21 protein-coding genes and 1 riboswitch are annotated in these 19,663 nt (G+C 28.5%); all 21 genes read left to right on the top strand.

The genetic code is table 11. From position 1 onward, the window contains the following. The first annotated feature begins 228 nt into the window (after positions 1-228). The 21 genes from PLW95_05475 (at position 229) to priA (ending at position 19,518) form a co-directional block, all read left to right on the top strand. Positions 229-1,245, top strand: a complete 1,017-nt coding sequence (locus tag PLW95_05475; protein ID HOV22113.1) for a 4Fe-4S dicluster domain-containing protein — start codon at positions 229-231, stop codon at positions 1,243-1,245. Continuing rightward, positions 1,242-2,072 (top strand): FAD/NAD(P)-binding protein, encoded by an 831-nt coding sequence (locus PLW95_05470; GenBank protein HOV22112.1) that lies wholly within the window; start codon positions 1,242-1,244, stop codon positions 2,070-2,072. Before PLW95_05475 ends, PLW95_05470 begins: the two co-directional genes overlap by 4 nt. 1 nt (position 2,073) lies before the next feature. Next, the gene (locus PLW95_05465) at positions 2,074-2,562 is read left to right on the top strand and encodes a 4Fe-4S ferredoxin (GenBank protein HOV22111.1); all 489 of its coding nucleotides are present in this window, start codon (positions 2,074-2,076) and stop codon (positions 2,560-2,562) included. Next, positions 2,559-3,488 (top strand): NADH-quinone oxidoreductase subunit H, encoded by a 930-nt coding sequence (locus PLW95_05460; protein ID HOV22110.1) that lies wholly within the window; start codon positions 2,559-2,561, stop codon positions 3,486-3,488. The genes PLW95_05465 and PLW95_05460 overlap by 4 nt, the downstream gene beginning before the upstream one ends. A gap of 1 nt (position 3,489) precedes the next feature. Further along, entirely contained in the window at positions 3,490-3,906 is a 417-nt protein-coding gene (gene nuoB / locus PLW95_05455; protein ID HOV22109.1) for an NADH-quinone oxidoreductase subunit NuoB, read from the top strand. Then, positions 3,903-4,346: an NADH-quinone oxidoreductase subunit C gene (locus PLW95_05450; GenBank protein HOV22108.1), complete on the top strand. Its 444-nt coding sequence runs from the start codon at positions 3,903-3,905 to the stop codon at positions 4,344-4,346. Before nuoB ends, PLW95_05450 begins: the two co-directional genes overlap by 4 nt. After that, the gene (locus PLW95_05445) at positions 4,333-5,535 is read left to right on the top strand and encodes a nickel-dependent hydrogenase large subunit (protein ID HOV22107.1); all 1,203 of its coding nucleotides are present in this window, start codon (positions 4,333-4,335) and stop codon (positions 5,533-5,535) included. Before PLW95_05450 ends, PLW95_05445 begins: the two co-directional genes overlap by 14 nt. After that, positions 5,528-6,907, top strand: coding sequence for a proton-conducting transporter membrane subunit (locus PLW95_05440; GenBank protein ID HOV22106.1), 1,380 nt, complete (start codon positions 5,528-5,530; stop codon positions 6,905-6,907). The genes PLW95_05445 and PLW95_05440 overlap by 8 nt, the downstream gene beginning before the upstream one ends. Then, positions 6,900-8,615 (top strand): proton-conducting transporter membrane subunit, encoded by a 1,716-nt coding sequence (locus tag PLW95_05435; protein ID HOV22105.1) that lies wholly within the window; start codon positions 6,900-6,902, stop codon positions 8,613-8,615. The genes PLW95_05440 and PLW95_05435 overlap by 8 nt, the downstream gene beginning before the upstream one ends. 13 nt (positions 8,616-8,628) lie before the next feature. Beyond that, positions 8,629-9,240, top strand: coding sequence for a 4Fe-4S dicluster domain-containing protein (locus PLW95_05430; protein ID HOV22104.1), 612 nt, complete (start codon positions 8,629-8,631; stop codon positions 9,238-9,240). A gap of 21 nt (positions 9,241-9,261) precedes the next feature. Then, entirely contained in the window at positions 9,262-10,011 is a 750-nt protein-coding gene (locus tag PLW95_05425; protein ID HOV22103.1) for a DUF1080 domain-containing protein, read from the top strand. A gap of 18 nt (positions 10,012-10,029) precedes the next feature. Continuing rightward, the gene (locus tag PLW95_05420) at positions 10,030-10,701 is read left to right on the top strand and encodes a flavodoxin family protein (protein HOV22102.1); all 672 of its coding nucleotides are present in this window, start codon (positions 10,030-10,032) and stop codon (positions 10,699-10,701) included. 1 nt (position 10,702) lies between these two features. After that, positions 10,703-10,888: riboswitch (cobalamin riboswitch) on the top strand. A gap of 100 nt (positions 10,889-10,988) precedes the next feature. Then, positions 10,989-11,702 carry a prepilin-type N-terminal cleavage/methylation domain-containing protein gene (locus PLW95_05415; protein ID HOV22101.1) on the top strand — a complete coding sequence of 238 codons (714 nt, stop codon included), beginning with the start codon at positions 10,989-10,991 and terminating at the stop codon, positions 11,700-11,702. Next, complete coding sequence (locus PLW95_05410) at positions 11,699-12,499, top strand: helical backbone metal receptor (GenBank protein HOV22100.1); 801 nt, start codon at positions 11,699-11,701, stop codon at positions 12,497-12,499. Before PLW95_05415 ends, PLW95_05410 begins: the two co-directional genes overlap by 4 nt. Positions 12,500-12,749: 250 nt before the next feature. Then, complete coding sequence (locus PLW95_05405) at positions 12,750-13,718, top strand: iron ABC transporter permease (protein HOV22099.1); 969 nt, start codon at positions 12,750-12,752, stop codon at positions 13,716-13,718. Beyond that, positions 13,712-14,515, top strand: coding sequence for an ABC transporter ATP-binding protein (locus PLW95_05400; GenBank protein HOV22098.1), 804 nt, complete (start codon positions 13,712-13,714; stop codon positions 14,513-14,515). The genes PLW95_05405 and PLW95_05400 overlap by 7 nt, the downstream gene beginning before the upstream one ends. A gap of 76 nt (positions 14,516-14,591) precedes the next feature. Beyond that, the gene (locus PLW95_05395) at positions 14,592-15,701 is read left to right on the top strand and encodes an N-acetylmuramoyl-L-alanine amidase (protein ID HOV22097.1); all 1,110 of its coding nucleotides are present in this window, start codon (positions 14,592-14,594) and stop codon (positions 15,699-15,701) included. Continuing rightward, positions 15,701-16,504: a glutamate racemase gene (gene murI, locus PLW95_05390; protein ID HOV22096.1), complete on the top strand. Its 804-nt coding sequence runs from the start codon at positions 15,701-15,703 to the stop codon at positions 16,502-16,504. Before PLW95_05395 ends, murI begins: the two co-directional genes overlap by 1 nt. Further along, positions 16,497-16,865: a 6-carboxytetrahydropterin synthase QueD gene (gene queD, locus PLW95_05385; protein ID HOV22095.1), complete on the top strand. Its 369-nt coding sequence runs from the start codon at positions 16,497-16,499 to the stop codon at positions 16,863-16,865. The genes murI and queD overlap by 8 nt, the downstream gene beginning before the upstream one ends. Positions 16,866-16,874: 9 nt before the next feature. Continuing rightward, entirely contained in the window at positions 16,875-17,735 is an 861-nt protein-coding gene (locus PLW95_05380; GenBank protein HOV22094.1) for a homocysteine S-methyltransferase family protein, read from the top strand. Further along, the gene (gene priA, locus PLW95_05375) at positions 17,722-19,518 is read left to right on the top strand and encodes a primosomal protein N' (GenBank protein ID HOV22093.1); all 1,797 of its coding nucleotides are present in this window, start codon (positions 17,722-17,724) and stop codon (positions 19,516-19,518) included. The genes PLW95_05380 and priA overlap by 14 nt, the downstream gene beginning before the upstream one ends. Positions 19,519-19,663 lie beyond the last annotated feature (145 nt).

Here is a 19,663-nt window from a genome sequence, read left to right as displayed (position 1 = left end):
TTATATATTTTACCTCTTTTTCCTTAATTTTAAAAAATGAAAGAGGGAATAGATTTTTTGAATATTAAATAAAAAATTTCCTTATGTCAGAATTTTAGAGTTAGAATTGTTTTGTTGCTTAATTAAAAATTATTGGTATAATAAAAAATGCTTGACAAAAAATTTTATTATGTTTTAATTTAAAAAGTTTGTTTATTTTTTTATATAACTTTGTGAAAAGAGGAACAAGTGGAAACATTATTTATCACAAAACAGGACTGTGAAAATTTTTTAAAAGGAAAAATTAAAGAAAAAAAAGTTTATGCTCCAATTGAAGAAAATCAGAATTTATTTTTAAATCTTATTGATGAAAACAATGTTGAAAATATTGTCTATAACAAATTCAGAACAGTTGAACCACTTAAAATTTTCTTACTTCCTATTGTTGAAAAAATTGTTAATGAGATAGAAAACTTTGATGAAATTATTTTAATAGGAATTGCTTCCTGTGATTTAAAAGGACTTGAAATTCTTGATAATGTTTTTGCTAATGGTGAATATAAGGACCCAAATTACAAAAGAAGAAGAGAAAATTTGCTTATAATTAGTACTGACTGTTATCAACCATCAGATACCTGTTTTTGTGAAATTGTTGGGACCAATCCATATCCTGAAAAAAATTTTGATATTAATTTTTCAATGACAACAGATGGTTTTATTGTTGAAATTGCAACTGAAAAAGGTAATGAATTTATTGGAAAAGATAATAGGTTTTTTAATGCAACCGTGCAGCAAATTGACAATAGAAATGTTCTGAGAGAAAAAACAGTAAAGAGAATAAAAGAAATAAATGAGGTATTTAATCTTAATAATTTTCAGGAAAAAATTAAAGGGGTATATGAAACTGAAAAATGGGAAAAAATTAATGATATAAAAAATTGTGTTTCCTGTGGAAGTTGTAATTTTAACTGTCCAAGTTGTGTATGTTTTTTTCTTGAAGATACAAGTGAAAAAGAGAACTTTGAAAAAATCAAATTCTGGGATAGTTGTCTTTTCCCTGGATATGCAAGAATGGCTTCTGGTGCAACTCCAAGACCTAATTTACATAGTAGGTATGCAAATCGTCTTTTATGCAAATATGACTATATGGTCTCAAATTTTAATATTTTAGGGTGTACTGGTTGTGGAAGATGTATAAGTGGATGTATTGGGAAAATTGATAAAAGAAGAGTTATAAGTGAACTGGTGAAAGAGGTAGTTAAATGACAGAAAACATTTATAAACCAATAAAATGTGAAGTAATTGATGTAATTGAAGAATCTCCAACAATTAAGACAATTGTTTTAAAGCCAGAGAAACAATTTAATTTTCTTGCTGGACAATTTGCTTCTTTAACTATTCCAGGAGTTGGAGAAGCACCATTTACTCCTTCTTCTTCTCCTTTTGATACAGAAAAACTTGAATTTACAGTAATGAAAACAGGGAGAGTGACAGAAAAAATACATCAATTAAAAAAAGGAGATATAGTTGGGGTAAGAGGACCTTATGGGAAACCATATCCATTAGAAAAATTTAAAGGAAAAGAGGTCTTGCTTGTTGGAGGAGGAGTTGGACTTGCGCCTGTGAGAGCATTGTTTTTAGCACTTGTTCATACATATCAGAATTATAAAAAAATTGTTTTCTGCTGTGGAGCAAAAAGTCCTTCTGATTATATATATAAAGACAAATTATTTGGTGATTGGCAAAAACTTTGTGAAAAAATTCCCTTATCATTTAGAATAACTGTTGATAAAAAAGACGAAACATGGAAATATATGGAAGGGGTTGTAACTGTTACCCTTGATGCTCTTGATATGGATATTAAAAATTCTGTTGCTGTTGTTTGTGGTCCACCAATTATGATGAAATTTGCAACTTTGAAATTATTACAGATAAATTTTTCTGATAGTAATATCTATCTTTCTATGGAAAGAAAAATGTATTGTGGAGTTGGACATTGTAGACACTGTTTAATTGGTGACCTTTATGTATGTAAAGATGGTCCTGTTTTTACTTATGACCAGATAAAGAATAAACCAAATATATGGGTGTGAGATGAAAAAATTATTTATTGATTATGATAAACTTCTTATTTGTAAATGTCAGTTAAAATGTAGTTATATATTACATCCTGAAAATAATGGAATTATTAACTTAAAAGAACAAATTGCGTTTCTTCTTGCATGTAGAAAATGCGAGGATTATCCCTGTGTAAATGCATGTCCTAACCAGGCACTAAAAAGAGAAAATGGAGTTGTTAAAAGAAGTAATATCCTTTGTGTTTCCTGTAAAAGTTGTTTAATTGCCTGTCCATTTGGGACAATTGTGCCTGATATTGTAAGTTACTTAACTTCAAAATGTGATTTTTGTATAAATAGATTAAAAGAAAACGAAATTCCTGTTTGTGTAGAAAGTTGTAATTGTGGAGCAATTAAGTTTGTTGATGAAAAAGATATTGAGAAAACAAAGATTACTTTTGAAGTAGGGAAAATACTTATTGTTAATGTTTATAATTATCTTTCATTACAGGGAATAGAAAAATGACATTTACTTATTATTTATGGTATTTTATTTTAGGGGGTATTTTTCTTTCAATTGGTGGATGCATTGCAAATTGGATTGAAAGAAAACTTACTGCAAGAATCCAGTTTAGAGTAGGTCCCCCATGGTATCAGAATTTTGCTGATTTTGTTAAATTAATGGGAAAAGAAGTAATTATTCCAGAAGGAGCAAATACTCCTATTTTTATTTTATCTCCAATTATATCTTTTATATCAGTAATTATTTGTGGAGTTATGGCTATTCTTGTTCAGAAAGGGATTTTTACATTGCCGGGGGACATTATTCTTTTTGTTTATTTTTTAACAATTCCATCTCTTGCAATAATTTTAGGAGCAAGTGCATCTGGAAATGTTTTATCAGCAGTTGGTTTAAGCAGAGAATTAAAACTTCTTTTGGGCTATGAGTTACCATTTATATGTGCAATTATAATTTCTGCTATCAAAGCAGGTGGAACTACTTCACTTTTAACAATTTTAAATGTTCAACAACAGACCCATATTTTTATTGGTTCATTATCTGGATTTATTGGTTTTTTAATTTCTCTTTTTGTTATAACAGGTAAAATTGGAATTGTTCCTTTTGATACAGCAGAAGCAGAAACAGAAATAAGTTCGGGCGTTTTTATGGAATATTCTGGAATTTTATTAGGACTTTTTAAACTTACAAAATATGTTTTACTTATTGTTGGACCTGTTTTTATTATGACTCTTTTTCTTGGTGGTTTCTCTTACTCTTCGCCTATTGCTATTATAATATCTCTATTAAAATATATTTTAATTGTCTTTTTGATTGTTCTTATAAAAAATACAAATCCAAGATTAAGAATAGACCAGGCAATGAGATTTTTTTGGGGACATCTCACTTTTTTGGGAATTATTGGAATAATTTTATCTTTTTTAGGATGGTAATATGAACATAAAATTAAAAGCATTGAAGAAAAGTTTGTGGGTATATCATGTAAGTGGAGGGTCATGTAATAACTGTGATATTGAAATTCTTGACCTTCTTACTCCAAGGTTTGATATTGAAAGATTTGGTATGGTATTGGTTGGTTCTCCAAGACATGCAGATGTTCTTTTATGCACAGGGATTATAAATAAAAAATGTTTTGAAAGAGTAAAAGGAATTTATGAACAGGCAGCAAAGCCATGTGTTGTAGTGGCAATTGGTGCATGTGCTTGTTCAGGTGGAGTTTTCAGAGATGGCTATCAAATGGCAGGTCCTTATAATAATGTTATTCCTGTTGATATTTATATACCAGGGTGTCCACCAAAGCCAGAGGCAATGATATCAGCAATAGTTAAATTTCTGGAGAAATTAAAATGAAAGATATATTAAAAGAAAAGTTAGGCAATTTAATCAAGGAAATAAAGGTAGTTAATGAAAAAAGAATATATATAACAATTGATAAAAAAGATATTAAAAAAGCAACAGAAATTATGTTTAAATATATGGAAGGTAGGTATATTATTGTAACTGGTATTGATAATTTTGATAACTTTGAACTTTTATATCATTTTTCTTTTGATAAAAAAGGTGGTGTTATTGTTTCTTTAAAAACATTTATTGATGATAAAAAAAGGCCAGAGATTGAAAGTTTAACTTGTTTAATTCCTGGTATTTCTTATATTGAAAGAGAAATATGGGAACTTCTTGGAATAAATTTTATTGGACACCCTGACTTAAAACATTTTCTTTTAAGAGATGATTGGGAAGAAGGTAATTATCCCTTAAGGAAAGAGGTAAAAACAGATGGAAAAAAATAATAGAAAAAAAGTTGTTGTTCCAATTGGTCCGTATCATCCTCTTTTAGAGGAACCAGAATATTTTAATTTATATTGTGAAGGTGAAAAAGTTGTTGATGTTGAATGGGTTGCTGGTTATAATCACAGAGCAATTGAAAAACTTTCTGAAAGTAAACATTGGGACCAGGTAACTTTTCTTGTTGAAAGAATATGTGGTATTTGTTCAACATCCCATCCAATTGCTTTTTGTAATGCAGTTGAAAATTTACTGGAAATAGATATTCCTGAAAGGGCAAAATATATAAGAAATATAATTGGAGAACTAGAACGACTTCACAGTCATCTTTTATGGCTTGGACTTGCGGGACATTTTCTTGGTTATAATACTGTTTTTATGTGGGCGTGGAAATATAGAGAACCAATCCTTGATATGTTTGAAACAATAACAGGTAATAGAAATCATTATGCAATGCTTAAAATAGGGGGGGTAAGAAGAGATATTGAAGATGAGGATATACCTTTATTGAAAAAAACACTTGATAAGACAAAAAAGAAAGTTGGAATGTTAACAAAGGCAGTTTTAGATGACCCAGTTTTAGCAGCACGACTTAAAGGAGTGGGAGTTTTAACAAAAGAGGATATAAAAAACTATGGAGCAGTAGGACCTATTGCAAGAGCGTCTGGAATTGATATAGATGTAAGAAAAGATGACCCCTATGCTGGTTATAATTTAGTTGAATGGAAAGTTATAACATGTGAAAATGGAGATGTTTTTGATAAAGCAGTCGTTCGGTTAGGTGAATGTTTTGAAAGTATAAAAATAATTGAACAATCGTTAGAAGCAATAAAAGGGAAAAAAGGGGAAATATGTAAGGAAGTAAGAGAAATACCAGAAGGAGAAGGAATAGGACATCATGAAGCACCAAGAGGAGAGTGTTTTCATTATATAAGAAGTGATGGAAGTAATAGCCCTGTAAGACATAAAATAAGAGCACCGAGTTATACAAATATTCCAACATTTAAAACAAGTTGTATTAACCAGACAATTTCAGATGTTTGTATAATTCTTGCAGGAGTTGACCCCTGTTATTGTTGCACAGAAAGGGTTGCTGTTTATGATATTGAAAAAAGGAATAAAAAACTTTATGATTTTCAAGACCTTGTTAAGTTATCAATAGAAAAAACAAAAAAATTAAGAGAAAATGAATAATATAATTCTGGCATTGGTATTACCATTTTTAGGCGCTTTTTGTATAAAAACATTTTTAAAGAGAAAACCAATAATTGTTGCTACTTTCTTTACTTTATTACAATTTATTTCTCTTTTACTAATTTCCAAAACTGGGACAACTGTTTATTTTTTATATGGTATTAAATTTTCATGCGATTTTTTAAGTTATATTTTTGCAATAACTTCTGTTATAATTGGAATTTTTATTTTTCTTTATTCTATTGATTATTTTTCAGATGAAAATGAAGAGTTTAAAAATAATTTTTCTTTCTGGAGTTTAATTTTAATTGGATGTCTAACAGGTGTGGTATTTTCTGACAATTTATTTTTACTTTTTATATTCTGGGAATTAGCAGAATTTTGTTTTTATAAATTAATTGCATTTTATAAAGGAGAAAATGAAAATTCCAGCAAAAACAATATATATCTAGTTACAAAAGTTTGTTCAGCAATAATAATATTATTCTCTTTTATTTTAATTTATATAAATACAAACTCATTAAGTTTACTAGAAATGAAAGGGAGTTGTATTCCTCCTTATGTTTTTTACCTCTTTTTTATTGGAATAATGATAAAATCAGCAACTTTTCCATTTCATTACTACATCCCTTCAACAACAATTGCACCAACTCCTGTGGTATCTTTCTTTAACACTATATTGGTTAACATATCTCTTTATGGGATTGCAAAATTATTTATAAAGACACTTTTTATAACGTCCAGTGTTTCATGGATTGGATATATTGCTTTATTCAGCAGTGTACTTTGTGGAGTATTATCTTTTATAGAAATAGATATAAAAAAAATTCTTACATATTCAACTATAAGCCAGATTGGATTTATGATTTGTGGACTTCTTTCTTTTAATGAAATTGCATTTAAAGGTATTATGGTTTTTTATGTAGCAAATGTTCTTGGTAAAGGGTGTTTGTTTATGTGTGCAGGAATTTTAGAAAAGGTATTTAAAACAAATGATATTACAAAAATTTCTGTAAGTGCAAAAAAAATGCCGGTCACATTTACTGCCTTTTTGTTTTCATCACTTTCAATAATTGGTATTCCACCTTTTCTTGGTTCATCTGGTAAATTGAATATCATTTATGGAATGTTAAAGTCAGGAAATATTTATTTTGCTTTCTTTTCAATTATAACTCTGGCACTTACTCTTTTTTATATTTTAAGGTTATTTAAATATATTTTTATAAGAACAACTGAACAGACAGACATAATTACAGAAAACAATGAAAGAAAATATAAGTTCATGATGTTTTGTGTGCTTTTCTTATGTATTTTGTCATTATTAGGCGGTATTATTTTAACTTTATTAACAGGGGAGGAATTATTTGAATAAAGAAACTTTAATTTTATTGCCAACTGCAATATGTTTTATAATTTCACTTATTCATATTTTATTTTATAAGTTAAGTAGAAAAAAGAGATGCTGGATTTCTATTTTAGGTGGATTGGTTGTTTTGTTATCTACAATATATATAGTTTGTAATTGCACATGGTTTTTATTACTTGGAGGAATAAGCAGTTTTTTTGCTATTCTTATTTCTTTTCTTGGTCTATTAGTAATAATTTATAGTCAGAAATATAATTGGCAATCAACTTTTGTTTATGATTGTCTTTTATTTTTCTTTATTGGTTCAATGTTAGGAACTACTCTGTCGCCAAATTTAATTTTATTTTATTCTTTCTGGGAATTTATGACTTTTTCAAGTTTTTTTCTTATTCTTTATGAGAATACAAAAGAAGCAAAAAGTGCCTCTATAAAATATCTTATTATGACAGGAGCAGGAAGTATATTTCTCCTTTTTGGAATACTTGGTTATTTATCAGGAATTGCTGGACAAAGTATTTTCTGGAAACATCTCCTTTTCTTTTCAATTATAATTGGTGCTGGAATAAAAGCAGGTCTTTTCCCTTTACATAGTTGGCTTGCCGATGCTCATCCTGCTGCTCCAACTCCAATATCTGCTTTACTTTCAGGAATTATGATAAAAATAGGAATTTATGCCTTAATACTATTTTATTTTGAAATTTTCTCTCCTTCATGGTCTATTGGATGGCAAACAATTATGATAATAATTGGTTGTTTAACAGTACTTACTGGTTGTTTACTTGCAATAATTCAAAATGATATAAAAAGATTACTTGCATTTAGCAGTATAGGACAAATTGGTTATATATTCCTTGGAATTGCATGTGGAACAAATTTAGGACTATTAGGTGCATTGTATCATACATTAAATCATGCTTTATTTAAAGGACTATTGTTTCTTGCAGCAGGGGTAATAATAAAAAAAGTTGGTTCTCGAAATTTATCTGATTATGGTGGACTTGGAGAAAAAATGCCATTTACATTTTTTGCATTTTTTATTGCTTCTCTTTCAATTTCAGGGATACCTCCTTTTAATGGATTTATTTCAAAATGGATTATTTATCAAGCATTACTTGAAAAAGGAACAGTTCTTACAACGGTTGCGTTTTTAATTGCAATATTGGGAAGTTGTTTAACTCTGGCTGCCTGTTTAAAAGTTTTAAATGATACATTCCTGGGAGTAAGAAAAAGAGAAAATATACAGAAAGAAAGTAGAATTTCACCTTTCTTTTCTATCCCAATGGGAGTTTTATCTGTTCTTTGTTTCATTTTAGGGGTTTTTCCTGATTTCTTTATGAATAATGTTTTTTCAAAAATTGTTTTTGCCCCAGAAGTAAATATATCTCTTATCAATATTGTGAATTTCTACGGTATCCTTTTAGTCCTGGTATTTTTTGTAATTTTCATTTTTTATAAAAAAATAATTGGGAAAATGAGTAAAAAAGAAATATTTACAGGTGGAGAAAAACTTGAAAGAGAAATTGCATCTTTTGATGGGTCTCAATTTTATTTGACTTTAAGAGAATTACCTGTTTTAAAAACAATTTACAATTGGGAAGATAAAGGATACCTTGATATTTATAATATTTTCTTAAAAAAAATAGTTCCCTGGTTAAAAAAGGTATTTAAGGTATTTGAAATTTCTTTTCCAACAAATGATAAAAACAAAACTTAAATAGGTGGGAAAAATGAAAAAACCAAAATTAAGAGAATTGAAAGAAGGAATAATAAGTTTATTTACACCGCCATACACAACAAAATTTCCTTATGAGCCACATATTCCACCGAAAAGATTTAGAGGTAGACCTGAATTTAATTTAGATGAGTGTGTTGGTTGTGGTGCATGTGCAAATGTATGTCCTTCAAAAGCAATTGAAGTAATTGATGATATTGGTGAAGAAAAAAGAGTTCTTATTCACCATCCTGATAAATGTCTTTTCTGTGGAGAATGCGAAAGAAATTGTATAACGACAAAAGGGATAAAACTTACAAATAAATTTGATGTTTCATATTTTAAAGAACCTGAAGAAGTTGAAAATAAAGTTGAATATCCTCTTGTAATATGTAAAAGTTGTGGTAGTATAATAGGGACAGAGAAACATATTATATGGATATATAAAAAGTTAGGGAATCTATCTTATTCAAACGCTGTACTTGTGACAAACATTATAAAAAATTTGAATATAAAGACAGAAGAACAAGAAAAAGTTATTCTACCAATACAAAGAACAGATATAATGAAAATTATATGTCCTGTTTGTAAAAGAACTGCCTTTATATCCGATGAAAAAATAAAATAAAAAAAGGGGGAGGAGAAAAAAATGGAAAAAGAAAGGCCTGGTTATGATGATACGCCTTTAATTCCTGGTTCAAAGTATAAAGTCCACGATAGGAATAGACCATATCCACCAGTGGTGGCCCCAGGAACACCAGGTACTCAGGAAAAGGCAGGTATTCCACCTTCAGATGCAAAAATTCTTTTTGATGGAAAATGTCTTTGTGGATGGGTTCACTTAGATGGTAGAAAGGCAGAATGGAAAGTAGAAAATGGTTATATGGAAGTTGTTCCACAGACGGGGAATATAAAAACCAAAGAAGAATTTGGGGATTGTCAATTACATATAGAATGGGCATCTCCTGAAAAGATAGAAGGTGAAGGGCAGGGGAGAGGAAATAGTGGTGTTTTTATGATGGGAATTTATGAAATTCAGGTTTTAGATAGTTATAACAATCCTACATATGCCGATGGTTCTGCTGCTGCAATTTATGGACAATTTCCTCCACTTGTAAATGCCTGTAGAAAGCCAGGAGAATGGCAGACATATGATATAGTGTGGCTCTGTCCAAGATTTAAAGGAGAGAAACTTATAAGTCCTGCTATTATTACATTATTTCATAATGGAATTGTTGTCCATTATCATCGGGAAATTTTAGGTCCAACTGCACATAAACAAATATTGCCTTACAAACCACATCCAAACAAAGGACCTTTAATGCTTCAGGACCATAGTAATCCTGTGAGGTTTAGAAACATCTGGTATCGGGATTTATATCTTGATAATGAAAAATGAGGTGGTAATATAGAGAATATGAATAATGAAAAAATAAAGATTTTAGGTATTTCTGCATCACCTCGTAGAGAAATAAGTAATACATCTATTTTGCTTAAAGATATTTTATCAGGTGCAGAACAAAAAGGTGCAGAAACGGAATATATTGATTTATGTAATTTTAGAATTGAATTTTGCAGGGCTTGTGAAAATTGTCATAAGAAAATAATGGCATGTCCTATAAAAGATGATGCTTCTTTTTTACTTAATAAAATTCTGGAAAATGATGGTATTATTTTTGGCAGTCCCGTATATCTAAATCATATAACAGGATATTTAAAAACATTTCTTGATAGGTCAAGTCATTTTCTCCATTGTCATCGGCTTATGGGCAAATATACAGCAGTTGTTGCTACATCTGGTGGTGGACCTCAGGATATGATAGGTGATTACATAAAAGAATATTCAATTTCCTGTGGGGCACAGTATGTTGGTGGTGTTTTTACAAAAATTCCAATAACAGAAGAAGTAAAAAAACATGCAAATGAATTAGGAAAGGCCATTGTGGATGCAATAAAAGAAAAAAAGGAGTTTCCTGAGCAAATACAAAAAATCAATAGTCATAAAGAATATTTTAGAAAAATAATTGAAAATAGGAAAGATGACTGGATAGAAGAATATCAATATTATAAAGATAATAACTGGTTTTAAAATTACATAAAAAATTCAGGGTGCACAAAGTGTGCTTAATAGGGAAGTGGGTGAAAATCTCACACGCTCCCGGCGCTGTAAGAACTGACGAAATCTCATAAGTCACTGTCTGCCTTTGGCGGATGGGAAGACGAGAGAGTAGGTAAAAGTTCAAGTCAGAAGACCTGCCCTGAAAGTGGTAATTTTTATTCTGCGGCAGACAGAATAAAAAGGGTGAAGAATAAGGGTGCAACCCGCCACAATTGGCGGGTTTTTTATTTCCTGCCTACAAAAAAGAGAAGGATTTTATGGGACACAAAAAATTTTCTTACGGGTTCACTCTTATTGAGTTGCTTGTAGTAATAGCGATAATCGCGATACTATCATCAATGCTTCTTCCTGCACTTTCAAAAGCAAGAGAAAAGTCAAGACAATCTGTATGCCTGAGTAATTTAAAACAACTTACTCTTGCGTTCTTAATGTATGTTCAAGATAATGATGAATATTTTCCACCAAGTTATTATATTACATACACAAGTGAAATTGCTTGGGATTTTAAAACAGATACTTGGTGGGCAACTTATGAAAAAGGGATTATTGGAAGTTACCTAACTAAAGGAATATTTGAATGTCCAACTGCAAAAAAAATAATAAAATCATACGATAGACCATTTACTGGTTTTGCTTATAATTCAACATACATAGGTGGAGGATATTCTATCTGGACAGGACAGTCAGACCCACCAACAAAGTTAAGCAGAATTAAAAATCCATCAGAGACAATACTTCTTGCTGATAGTGGAATATGGTCAACTTATACAAATGAAATTATAGGAAATAATTATTTAAGGATAAAGGAAGACCCTTATGATTTTGGTCCAACAGTCCATTTCAGACATAATGGATTTGCAAATGTTGCCTTTGTTGATGGACATGTAGAAGCAATAAAAGATAAATATAATATAAGTTCTTATGATTCTTCAATTGCTTACCTAAAATCAGAACTTTATGATTTAGAATGAAAAAAATAATTTTAATTTTGTTTCTTTTTTCTTTTTTTGCTATAACAGAAAATTTAAGAATAGTTTCTTTATGCCCTTATGTAACTGAAAATCTTATTCTTTTAGGAGAAGGGAACAATATTATTGGATTGACTTTAGAGGACGAAGAAGAATATAAAAAGGGAAAAGAAATTATTGGAAGTATGTTACAACCCAATATTGAGAAAATTGTTTTTTTAAAACCAGATATAGTTATTGCTTCAAAAGAAGGAAATAGGCAAGAAAGTGTTTTAAAATTAAATCAATTGGGTATCAAAACATTAGTACTTTCTGAACTTTTTTCTATAAATGACATTTTTAAAAATTTTATACAACTTTCAGAAATAACTGGGAAAAAGGAAAAAGGAGAAGAAATTGTTAAAAAAGCAAAAAAGAAACTTAAAAATTTAAAATGTAAAAAAAGAAAAAGTGTATTTTTTGTTCTTGGATGGAAACCACTTATAACAACAGGTAAAAATACATTTATAAACGAAATTATTAAGTTATCAGGAGGGGAAAATATATTTGCTTCTATTGAAAAAAAATGGATTCAGATAAATATAGAAGAGGTAGTAAAAAGAAACCCAGATGTTATAATTTATATTGAAATGGGAGAAAATTTTGACCAATATATTAAAAAATTAAGTAGTGTAAAGGCAGTTAAAGAAAACAAAATATTGGAAATAGAACAATATAAAATTGCAAGTCCAACACCTGAAAGTATTGTTGATGTTTGTATTAAAATAAATAAATTTATAAATGCTCAGCAAGGTAGTTAAAAGGCACAAAGTGTGTTTTTCAGCGGCCGTCTGTCTTGTGGAGGATTTAGAGATGTATAAATTTAAAATTAAAAGTGTAAAGTTTAAAATTACAATTTAAAGTTTAAAATTAAAAACGTTCTTTTTTTGTATTTCATTTTCAATTTTACATTGTCGTTTTACACTTTGCGTTTTACATTTTACACTTTTAAAAACTTATACCTATGTGCCTTGCCAATGGTATTCACTAAAATTTTACAATGAGCCCATAATGAAAACTAAAATAAAATTTCTGTTTGTTTTTTTGTTGTTTATTCTTTCATTTGTTTTTTCTGTCTTAATTGGCAGTGAATCATTTTCAATAAGTTCAATTTTCAATCCATCTATTCTTTCAGAACTTGACAGAACAATTCTTTTTAAAATAAGATTGCCGAGAGTTATTACATCTTTTGTTGTTGGTGCAGGGCTTTCTATTTCAGGTGTTATATTTCAGGCAATTTTAGAAAACCCTTTGGCAGAAAGTTATACATTAGGAATATCAGGTGGCGCATGTTTGGGTATTTGTATAGGAGTAATTTTTGATAACTTTTTGATTATACCTTTTTGTGCATTTATTGGAGGTATTTTGAGTATTTCAATTGTTCTTTTTGCAAGTAATTTTAAAAAATTCTCAAATCCATCTTTAATTTTACTTGGGGTTGTTTTAAATTTTATTTTTTCTTCTCTTGTTTTATTTCTCTTATCTGTTTTCAAAAATGAAAAGTTTCAACAAACATTTGTTTATCTTCTAGGAGACCTTTCGTCAACACCTTTTCCTCTTATAAAATTTCTTTCTCCTATAATTTTAGTTCTTTCTTTTTTCTCTATTGTTTTTTATAAAACATTGGATATTTTAAGTATAGGAGAAGAAAAAAGTATAACCTTAGGAGTTGAAGTTGAAAAAGAGAAAAGGAAGATATTGTTCATTGCTTCTTTAATTACTGCTTTATGTGTTAGTTTATCTGGAATAATTGGGTTTGTTGGACTTATAATTCCTCATATTGTAAGAATTATTTTTGGCAATCTTCATAAGCATCTTCTTCCTTTATCAATTTTTGTAGGTGGAACTTTCCTTATACTTTCAGATACATTATCAAGAGTTATTATAATACCACTTGAAATACCTGTTGGGGTAATAACTGGTTTTTGGGGAGGGTTGTTTTTTCTTTTTTTACTTTTTAAGGGTGAAAAAATATGGTAGAGGAAATTTATAAAATGGAGAATTTAGAATTCTCTTATGGGAAAAACAGGGTGATTAAAGGGATAAATGTTTCTATAAAAAAGGGAGATTTTGTTGGTATAATTGGACCCAATGGTTCGGGGAAATCCACATTTGTCAAAATTTTAACAAAAATACTTCAAAATTATAAAGGTAATGTTTTTTTTAAAGGAACTGAATTAAAAAAAATATCTCTTCCTCAACTTTCAAAAGATGTTTCTTTTTTGCCATCTTCTATCAATGTTTATTTTCCTTATACTGTTTTTGAGTTTGTTTTAATGGGTAGATACCCACATCTTTCAAAATTTGAGAAAATAAGAGTGGCTGACTATGAAATAGTTGAAGAAGTTCTTGAAAAATTGGGTATAAAAAAATTAAGCAACAAAAAACTCTTTGAACTTTCAGAAGGAGAAAGACAATTTGTATTTCTTGCTCAACTTTTTGCTCAAAAGACGGAAGTTATTATTCTTGATGAACCAATTTCTCATCTTGATATTGGGCATGAATTCAAAATAATGGATATTCTTGAAAAATATAATGAAAAAGGAATAACAATTATTACAATCCTTCATAACCTTAATATATCTTCTGAATATAGTAAATGTATTTTCCTTTTCAAAGACGGAAAAATTTTAAAAGAAGGGAAAGTAGAAGAAGTAATTGACTACAAAACAATTGAAGAGGCGTATGAAACAAAAGTTATTGTTCACAAAAACCCATTTTCTGGTAAGCCATATGTTTTTGGCATCCCTGAAAAATTTTTAAAAACAAATTGTTAATTTGCATAAATACCATTTCCCAACTTATACATTTAATTGACTTATAAAAGGAAAAAAATTAAAATAATAAATAAAAATGAAAAAGATAAAAATTATTTCAATATTTTTTGTTTTATTGACCTGTAACTTATTTTCTTTAAATTTAAATGATGCTATTAAAGAAAGAAAACTACCAACATATATTATAAAAGACCAGTCATATATTTCTTTAAATTCTCTGATAGATGTTATACAGCCACAATCCTGGGGAAAAATAGAAGATAGGGTTTTTATAATTTATAAGGGTGAAGAAATAAAATTCAGGGTTGGGGAAGATAAAGTAATATTTGGAAATAAGACAATAAATCTAAAATATCCTATAAAAGAAATTGAAGGAGAGGTTCTTGTCCCATTGGATAATTTTTCATCTATTTTTTCTCAAGTCCCAGAAACAAAGGAAGAAAATCCAATTCCACAAAGGAAAATTCAAGTGGAAGAAAAAAGCCAAAAAGGGAATACATATGTTATTTTAATTGACCCTGGACATGGGGGAAAAGATACTGGTGCAATAGGGAATTTTGGTCTCAGAGAAAAAGATGTCAATTTAGATGTTTCATCACGGCTGGTAGATTATCTCCGCAAATACTTTGGTAAATCTTCTAATGTAAAGGTCTATCAAACAAGAGATGAAGATGTTTTTTTAACATTAGAGGAGAGAGTACAAATGGCAAATACTTTAAATGCAGATATGTTTTTTTGTGTCCATACAAACTCAGCAAAATATAACAGGTTTGATGCAAATGGTTTTGAGACATATTATCCAAGAACAAAACAAAGAGTTGAAAATTTACCAAAAATAGTTAATGACGAAGGGATTTTACGGGATGAGGCAACAAACGAAGGAATGTTGACAGATATTTTACTGGAATTAAATACCACAAACACAATTGAAGAAAGTAAAATTCTTGCAGAGTTTGTCCAGGAAAAACTTGCAGAACGTCTTTTAACTCCTGATAGAGGAGCGAAAGAAGGAAATTACTATGTTTTAAAATACACTCCGATGGTTTCAGTTCTTGTAGAAATTGGTTTTATATGTAATCCAAATATTGAATTAAATTTGAAAGATGCAGAGGTAAGACAGGCAATTGCAGAGTCACTTGGTAATGCAATAATTGAATATCTTAAATCAAGAAAGATAATTGAATAATGAAAAAAAATCCAATAGGAATATTTGATTCAGGAATAGGAGGATTAAGTGTTGTTAAAAAAGTCAAAAATATTTTGAAATATGAGGACATTATTTATTTTGGAGATACTGCAAGAGTTCCTTATGGAACAAAATCAAAAAAACTTATAGAAAAATTTGCCTTAGATGATGTAAATTTTTTATTAAAATTTAACCCAAAGGTTATTATTATTGCCTGTCATACTGCTTCATCTCTTGCTGGACAATTATTAAAAAGAAAATTTTCCTCTCTTAATATAATTGATGTTGTTTCCTCAGCAATTAAAAAAACAATTGAAATAACAGGGAAAAAAAGAGTAGGTATAATAGGAACTTCTGCAACTATATTAAGTAGAAAATATGAAAAACTTCTCAAAAAACATAATAAAAATATATCCGTTTTCTCAATGTCCTGCCCTTTATTTGTTCCCCTTGTAGAAGAAGGGTTATTTACTGCTCCCTGTACATATTTTATAGCAGAATATTATCTAAAAAGGTTAAAAAAAAAGAATATTGATACTTTAATATTGGGCTGTACTCATTATCCTTACTTGAAAAAGGTTATTCAAGAGACAATTGGGAGAAATGTAAATATTGTTGACCCATCATATGAGGTTGCATTAAATGTTAAAAAATATTTAGAAAGTAATAACCTAAAAGATAACAAGCAAACAGGAAAAATAAAACTTTTTTTTAGTGATATAAGTCCTTATACTGAAAAAGTCATTAGGAAAATTTTCCCGGAAAGTGGAGAATATACTCTCCATAATGTTCCCAATGTATAAAATAAAAGTAATAGGGGGATTTTCATCTGCTCATAGATTAAAAAATTATAAAGGTAAATGTGAACACTTACATGGACATAATTGGAAAGTTGAAATTATTGTAAGTGGGACAACTCTTGATAATACAGGACTTCTTATTGATTTTGGTATCTTGAAAAAAAAATTAGATTTTATTTTAAAACAATTAGACCACAAAAACCTGAATACTATTCCCTTTTTTAATAAAACGAACCCAACTTCTGAAAATATTTCTTACTATATTTTTACTAAATTGAAGGAACTATTAAAGAATTTACCTATAAAATTAGAAAAAGTAATTGTATGGGAAAATGAAAAACAATGTGCAAGTTATATGGAATAATAATTATAAATGGGAAATAAGAAAATTACTTTAATTGATGGAGCGATAGGGACATATCTTACAAAAAAGGGCTATAAGGGTCTAACGCCTGAACTTGCCTGTATTGAAAGAGATGACCTTGTAGAAGAAATACATACTGAATATGTAGAAAGTGGTGCAGAAATAATTTTGACAAATACTTTTGGGGCAAATAAAGCCCGTTTAAGTAAAAAAAAATTAGAAGATAAACATCAAATAATAAATGAAAAGAGTATTGAAATTGCCACAAAAGTTAAGAATAAAAAAAATATTTTAGTTGCGGGAGATATAGGACCAACTGGTGAATTACTTTACCCTTATGGGAATATAAAACAAGAAGAGTGTGAAGAGATTTTTTTATCTCAGGCAAAATTTTTTATAGGGAAAGTTGATATAATTGTTCTGGAAACATTTACAGACCTTTCTGAACTTGAAATTGCCTATTCTATTTTAAAGAAAAATTTCCAAATTACAATTATTCCCTGTCTCTCCTTTCAGATTGGGAAAGAATATAGAACAGTTATGGGAAACACAATAGAGGATTATATCAGCTGGACAAGAAATATAGAAGTAAAAATAATTGGTATAAATTGCGGAGTTGGTTCAGAGCAAATGAAAGAAATTGTTAAAAAAATATATTCTTTAACAGAAAAATCATTATGGGTAAAACCAAATGCTGGAATTCCTAAACTTCTACATGGGGAAGTTATATATCCTGAAAATAAAGAAGAATTTGTAGAAAATTGCCTTTTTATGTGTAAAAATTTTCCTGTGGAATTTATAGGTGGTTGTTGTGGAACAGACCCGTCATATATAAAACATCTAAAAGAAAAAATAAATGAATATAATTGAAGTTGTCTTTGACATTCCTGTTGATAAAAAATTTGAATATCTAATTGATAAAGAAATTGCTCCTTTTGTTAGAGTTCTTGTTCCCTTTGGAAAAACGAAAAAAGTTGGTTTTGTTGTAAGTGTTAAAAAAGGGGAAAAACAAGAACTTAAAAAAGTAATAAAAGTATATGATAAATGTCCTATAATAAATTCTTATCTCTATCAATTAGCAAATTTTATTTCAGAGACATTTATTTCTTCACTTGGTCAGGCAATATTCTCAATAATAGGGACACTACCCATCAGACATACCTCTTTTGATATAAAAGAGAAAAAGGGAAAAAAAGAAAAAGGCAAAAGAAAAATTATTATTTTTAAAAAGGAAGATGAGAAAAAGAATTATTACTTAAATTTAATAAAAGAAAACATAAAAGATGGCTCTGTTTTATTTCTTTTACCAGAAGTTGAAATAGCAAAAGAATATTTTTCTTTTTTAAATACTGAATTTAAAAATTGTATTTTATATTATGGAGAAATGAAAAGAAAAGAGAAAGGAGAAAAATGGGTAGAAATAGCAAATGGTGAAAGAAATATTATAATTGGGACAAGAATTTGTATATTTCTTCCAATTTCTGACCCTTCTTCAATAATAATTGAAGATGCAACAAATCAGGCATATTTAGAAAGACAAACACCTAAATATGAAACATTAAAAATTGCTGAATTTGAAAATGAAAAAATAGGCACTTCTTTATATATTGGTGAAAATTGTCTTTCTGTTGAAAATTATTTAGATATAAAAAATGGCAGATATGGTTCAGTTGTGCTTGGAAAAGAAGAAAACCCATCTCAAATATATATTTTGAAGTTAAGAAAAGGACTAATGGATAAAAACTTAACTTTTCTTACAAAAGAGGCAGTATCTCTTATGGAAGAGACAATAATAAAAAAGAAAAAAGTAGCAATTGTTCATAACAGAAAGGGCGGAAGTAAAATTCTAATATGTGAAAAATGTAATTATAAATTTACATGTAAAAATTGCTCCACATTATTGACTTTATCTGATGATGGTAAGACCCTTTTTTGTAAATATTGCAAAACATATTTTGAATTTGAAAAAAAATGCCCTGAATGTGGTAGTAAAAAAATAACATTTAAATCATATGGAATTGAAAAAATGGCAAATGTTTTAAAACAAACATATAAAAATTTAAAAATAGAGAAGTTCACAGGGGAGTCAAAAATAATTGATGATGAATTTGATATTCTAATTGGGACAGGGATTATTGAGAAAGTTATAAAAAAGTTTGATTTTGGACTTATTATTTTTTCAAATGCTGATTTATACCTAAATTTAAATGATTTTTCAGCAGAAGAAAAATTTTTTATTCTTGTCCATAAATTTCTTTCAGTGACTCAAAATACCTGTTTTCTTATAATACAAACAGGGAGCCCTGAACTTGAAATTTTCAAGGCAATAAAAGAAAGAAATGAAGATATTTTTTTTGAAAAAGAAATAAAAATAAGAAAACAAATTGGATATCCACCATTTTCAAAATTATTAAAAATAGAAATTAAAGGAAGTAAAAAAACACCTTTGGAAAAAAGGAAAAAAATGGTTGAAGAGATAATAAAAGAGGATAATTTAAAAATTATTTATTCAGGAGAATCATTTCCTCCTGTTATTGGGAAAAAACATATATGGAAATTTCTTATTAAAATTGATGATAAAATACCAAAAAAAATAAAAGAACTAATAGATGGCAAATTTATAACTGCTTCCTTCAATCCCTCTCATATTTAATTAATATATTTTGCCGTAAATATAGAGTGTGCTGACTTTAATATATGTAAGTATTTACTCAACCCTGTCTTTCTGATAAGAATATTTATCCAGTTTTATACTATATTAAAAGCAAAGTTAAAGTTCAAATTTTTTTATCAAATAA

The organism is bacterium, assembly GCA_035370465.1.
GTDB lineage: Bacteria > Ratteibacteria > UBA8468 > B48-G9 > JAFGKM01 > JAGGVW01.
The sequence above is the reverse complement of the archived record's forward strand: the minus strand, read 5'-3'. Positions and strand labels throughout refer to the sequence as shown.